Origin of the sequence: uncultured Mailhella sp., from assembly GCF_944324575.1 — a bacterium.
Classification (GTDB): domain Bacteria; phylum Desulfobacterota; class Desulfovibrionia; order Desulfovibrionales; family Desulfovibrionaceae; genus Mailhella.
Map to the genome: position 1 here is coordinate 1 of NZ_CALUWV010000132.1, position 5,046 is coordinate 5,046.

Sequence of the window (5,046 nt, forward strand, 5' to 3'; positions counted from 1 at the left end):
GTCGGCCTGAATTTTAAACGGACTGAAGCACTCTTCCAGACATTCCCGCAGATCCAGGCGTTGCAGCTTGAGTTCCACTTTGCCCTGCGCGAGGCGGGACATTTCCAGAATGTCGTTGACGAGCTGAAGCAGGTGCAGGCTGGACTTTTCTATTTTTGCAAGATAATCCGCGCTCTTTTGCGGGTCTTGCACCACAGTTTTCGCCACCTTGGTCAGATTGATGACGGCGTTGAGCGGCGTGCGCATTTCATGGGATATGTTGCTGAAAAATACCTGTCTTGCCTTGTCGCTCTGCACGGCCTTGTTGAGCGAGTTCACGAGCAGCGTATGCTCTTCCAGCTGCTTCTGTTTTTCCGCCTCGATTTCCCGGAATCAGAGAATGACTTCCTGACTGTCCATGGAATCGAAATGGATTGCCCGCACGCTGCCCCAGTGACAGACATTGCCCATGCGCAGTCTGAAATCGCCGCCGAAATCCTCAATCCGATGCGCGACGTGCGACCGTATGCTCGACAGAGAAAATTTGTCCAGATACTCCTGAAGAAACTCGGCCTGCAGCTCTCCGCAGACGACCTGAAGCAGATCGGCGTAGGGACCGCTCTGCGGCAGCCTGCTTCTCATGGAATCGGAACACTTGATGATCTCATACCGCTCATGGGCATAGTTCACGCGGTAAATGGCATAATACCGGTTGCCCAGCGCCTGCACGGCCTCGTTCGTGCGCGCAATGCTGCGCTGATTGCAGATGTTGCGCCAGGTAACCATGGCCATGCCCACAAGCAGCAGCACCACCACGGAGCAGAACAGCCACACAAAGGAATCAAGATCCCGCAGAATCAGACTGAACGGTATGGTGAGTATGGAAATCCAGCCGTTGGGCATCTCGTAATAATAGACGCCGCGCTTCTCTCCGTCCATGTCGACGACGCTGGTGGCATAGCCTGCCAGCTCGTTTTTCTTGATGCGCTCAAACAGGCCTTTTATATATGTCTGAACCACGCCCTGCGGATATTCCCGGGCCGTTTCCGAAAAGAGCAGCGTTCCCTGTCTGTCGCAGAGAAAAAACGAAATTTCTTTGTTTTTGCCCGCTATGTTACTGGAAAAACGTATGTTTTCAGAAAATATATCAAAGGCCAGAACGGCCCCCGTGCCGCACTTTCTGGCAATGGTGATGACGGGCTTGTGATAAATGGCATCGGTGTAGGCCTCGGTAAAGATGACGCTGTCGGGATTCTCCATGGCCTGCCGATACCATACGGCGCTGCTGAAATCGTAGGTGTCGTCACCGTCCCACGGATTGAGCGCCACGACGGAGTCCTTCGAGACAAGATACGGATCAATGGTCTTATCCCCGAGAAGATTCTGCATCTGCCGGAAAAAATCCATCATCTTCTCTTCGATTTCCTGCGGTTCGCTGTTGTCCACAATGGTCACGCCGAAGGAAAGAAGCACGGAATAGAACTCAAAATTGCTCTGCTGTTCCAGAGAGTAGGTACGCGACAGATTGTCTCCGAAGCTCTGGGCATTCTTCAGGAGATTCATCTTCATGATCTGATAGCCGATGAAGGAAAACATCAGCATGACCACGAATATGGAAATGCTGAACGTTGCGCTTCTTGCAACATACGATATGCTTTTTACTGGAGTCTTCATATTTACCCCGCAGGATGAACGTCATCATGACACGCCATCATGAACGGTCTGTGACGGCGCAATCGTTTTCTCCGACACTCTGAGCTGACAGCCTCTGATGGATTTATGGCAACGCCGACGGTCAATGGTAGCCACTTTACAGGCAAAATCAACTTATATTCTCTCTGTGGAGAAGAAAACCTGCGCGAACGGGACATGCAGGACGGCCCCTTCATCCTGCGGCGGCTTTTTCCTGCCCAACGCCCGAGTACCGCGCACGCCCGTCTGCCCCGGACACGCCGTACGAACGCAGGGCCTGTACGACGGGCATGGCATTTAACGCCGGAAGTGAATTCCGGCTATTCATGCCCGTCGGCGCGACCGCCTGAAGGCTGGTCGCGGGCCCCCGAGCTTCGAGAGAAGGCTGTCCTTTGCAAACAAAGGCTTCCCGGAGCGTTGACCCGAAGATCTCCCCTTAACAATCTGGAAATCCTTCCAACAACACCGATGTTGCCGCAACGCGGGAACATCGGTCGGCCAGCCGCAGGCGGGCGCAGGGCGCACGCCTGCACTGAGATTGCAGCCCGAAACGCGCCCGCCGAGCCTTCCGGCCTTTGCGCCACACGCCTTTTTCCCCGCCCTTTCAAAACCCGACTTCCGGCATCCGCACGAGCCCGCCGCGCGGCGAAGCCGCAAGGCGAAACAGGGGGGCGCGGGGGGGATTATCTCCCCCGCATTGCCTTTCCTGCGTTTCCTGCGTTTCCTGCGTTTCCGGGGTCCGGGGCGGCGCCCCGGCTGCTCCTGCCTGTCCCCTTCCACTTTCCTGTCTTTTTACAGCCTTCTGGCGAGATACTGTCCGGTGAGGCTTTCCGGCGTGGCGGCGATGCGTTCGGGGGAGCCGGTGGCGACGATGGTGCCGCCGGCATGACCTCCGCCGGGGCCCATGTCGATGATGAAGTCGGCGTTGGCCATGACGTCCATGTCGTGTTCGATGACGACGACGGTAGCGCCGTTGTCGATGAGGGCCTGAAACACGCGCAGCAGGGTTTGAACGTCGAGGGGATGGAGGCCTATGGTAGGTTCGTCGAAGATGAAGACGGAGTCGTGCTGGGCGCGGCCCATGTCGCCGGCGAGTTTGAGGCGCTGGGCCTCGCCTCCGGAGAGACTGGGCGTTTCTTCGCCGAGGGTGAGGTAGCCGAGGCCGAGACTGTTCAGGGTTTCGAGGCGTCGGCGCACGAGCTTGAGATCGGCGCAGACCGTGAGGGCTTCGCGAACGTCCATGTCCATGAGCCGGGGCATGGTGCAGGAATGTCCGGCCCTGTTCACATAGACCACCCTGTCGGCGTCGCTGCCGTAGCGGGAGCCGCGGCATTGGGGACAGGGCACGTCCACGTCGGGCAGAAACTGCACGTCAAGGCTGATCACGCCGGTGCCGTCGCAGACGGGGCAGCGCAGCTTTCCGGTATTGTAGGAAAAATCTCCGGCTTTTAGGCCGAGGGCGCGGGCGTCGGGGGTGCGGGCGAAGATCTTTCTGAGTTCGTCGTGCACGTTGGCGTAGGTGGCCACGGTGGAACGCACGTTGATGCCTATGGGACTGGCGTCGATGAGCCTGACCTGCGTTATGCCCCCGGCGCGCACCTCGCGCACGTGTTCGGGGAGCTTTTCGCCGCGGGCGAGAGCGTTCAGGGCCGGAGCCAGACTTTCAAGTATGAGCGTGGTCTTGCCGGAGCCGGAAACGCCGGTCACCACGGTGAGCCTTCCTTTGGGAATGTCCACCTCGAGCGGACGCACGGTATGAATGCCATCTGTGGAAAGGTGAACGGCGCCGAGCGCGAACAAGGCGTCATCGCTCACGCGGGGGCGCAGGCGCTGAAGCCTGCCGCCGCCGAGGAAGGGGCCTATGCGGGAATCGGGCGAGGAGGAAAGCTCAGCCACGCTTCCCTGAGCAATCACGTTGCCGCCTCTCTCTCCGGCTTCCGGGCCCATTTCTATGATCCAGTCCGCGCCGGAGAGAATCTGCGCGTCGTGATCCACGAGCAGCACGGAGTTGCCGTCGGCCACAAGGTCGCGCATCACGCCGGTCAGCCCGGCAATGTTGGACGGGTGCAGCCCTATGGAAGGTTCGTCCAGCACGTACAGAACTCCCGTGGTGCGATTGCGCACCGCGCGGGCAAGCTGCATTCTCTGCCGCTCTCCGGTGGAAAGCGTGGAGGCGGCGCGGTCGAGCGACAGATAGCCGAGACCGAGTTCCAGCAGACGGCGCGCCGTGCCTTCAAAGGATTCCGCAATGCTCCGGGCCATGGGCCGCATGGGTTCGGCAAGCGCGTCGGGCACGCTTTTCACCCAGCCGGTCAGGGCATCGAGGCTCATGGCGCACACCTCGTCCAGCGAGCGGCCGAGCAGTTTCGGCGCGCGGGCCGCCTCACAGAGCCGCGTGCCGCCGCAGTCGGGGCATACGTCTTCCCGCAAAAATTTTTCCACGCGCTTCATGCCTTTTTCGTCCTTCACCCTGGCCAGCGCGTTTTCCACGGTATACACCGCGTTGTAATAGGTAAAGTCGAGCTCTCCCGCCTGATTCGTGTTCTTCGCCTTGTAGAAGATGTGCTTCTTTTCGGCCGGGCCGTCGTAGACAATGGCCTTTTCCGCTTCCGTCAGCTCGCAAAACGGCACGTTCGTGCGAACCCCCATGGCGCGGCACACGTCCGTCATGAGCGACCAGATGAGCGAGTTCCACGGCGCCACCGCGCCTTCGTCGATGGTGAGCGACTCGTCCGGCACCAGCGTGGAACGATCCACCGTGCGCACAAAGCCCGTGCCGTTGCACGTGCGGCACGCCCCCTGACTGTTGAACGCAAGCTCTTCCGCCGAAGGCGCAAACCATTCGGCCCCGCACTCGGGACAGCGCAGCGGCTTTCCCGCCGCCACCGCCAGCGACGGCGCAACATAATGACCGTTAGGACACCGGTGACTCGCCAGCCGCGAAAACATGAGCCGCAGACCGTTCAAAAGCTCCGTGCCTGTACCGAAGGTGCTGCGTATGCCCGCAATGCCGGGCCGCTGACGCAGCGCCAGCGCCGCCGGAACGTGCAGCACCTCGTCGACCTGCGGCTTCGCCGCCTGCGTCATGCGCCGCCTCGTGTACGTCGAAAGCGCTTCCAGATACCGCCGCGAACCCTCGGCATACAAGACCCCGAGCGCCAGCGACGACTTGCCCGAACCCGATACCCCGGCAATGGCCACCACTTCGTTCAGCGGCACGTTGACCGACACGCCCTTCAGATTGTGCACCCGCGCTCCCCTGACCTCAATGAAACGCGGCGTCGCCTTCTCTGTCCCGCTCATGTTCCTGTCCTCCTCTCCCCTTCTATAAAAAACCGAAGGCAAAAGGCAAGAAACGCAGGAAAGACAGAAAAG

At 59.9% G+C, this 5,046-nt stretch carries 3 protein-coding genes; all 3 read right to left on the bottom strand.

The annotated features are described in order from the left end of the window. Window positions 1-318 (bottom strand): histidine kinase dimerization/phospho-acceptor domain-containing protein (locus tag Q0J81_RS10495; RefSeq protein WP_294447724.1); only part of this gene is annotated, 318 nt, incomplete at its 3' end. A gap of 54 nt (window positions 319-372) precedes the next feature. Continuing rightward, entirely contained in the window at window positions 373-1,653 is a 1,281-nt protein-coding gene (locus Q0J81_RS10500; RefSeq protein ID WP_294447727.1) for a cache domain-containing protein, read from the bottom strand. Between the two features lie 810 nt (window positions 1,654-2,463). Continuing rightward, complete coding sequence (locus Q0J81_RS10505; RefSeq protein WP_294447731.1) at window positions 2,464-4,974, bottom strand: hypothetical protein; 2,511 nt, start codon at window positions 4,972-4,974, stop codon at window positions 2,464-2,466. Between the last annotated feature and the right edge of the window lie 72 nt (window positions 4,975-5,046).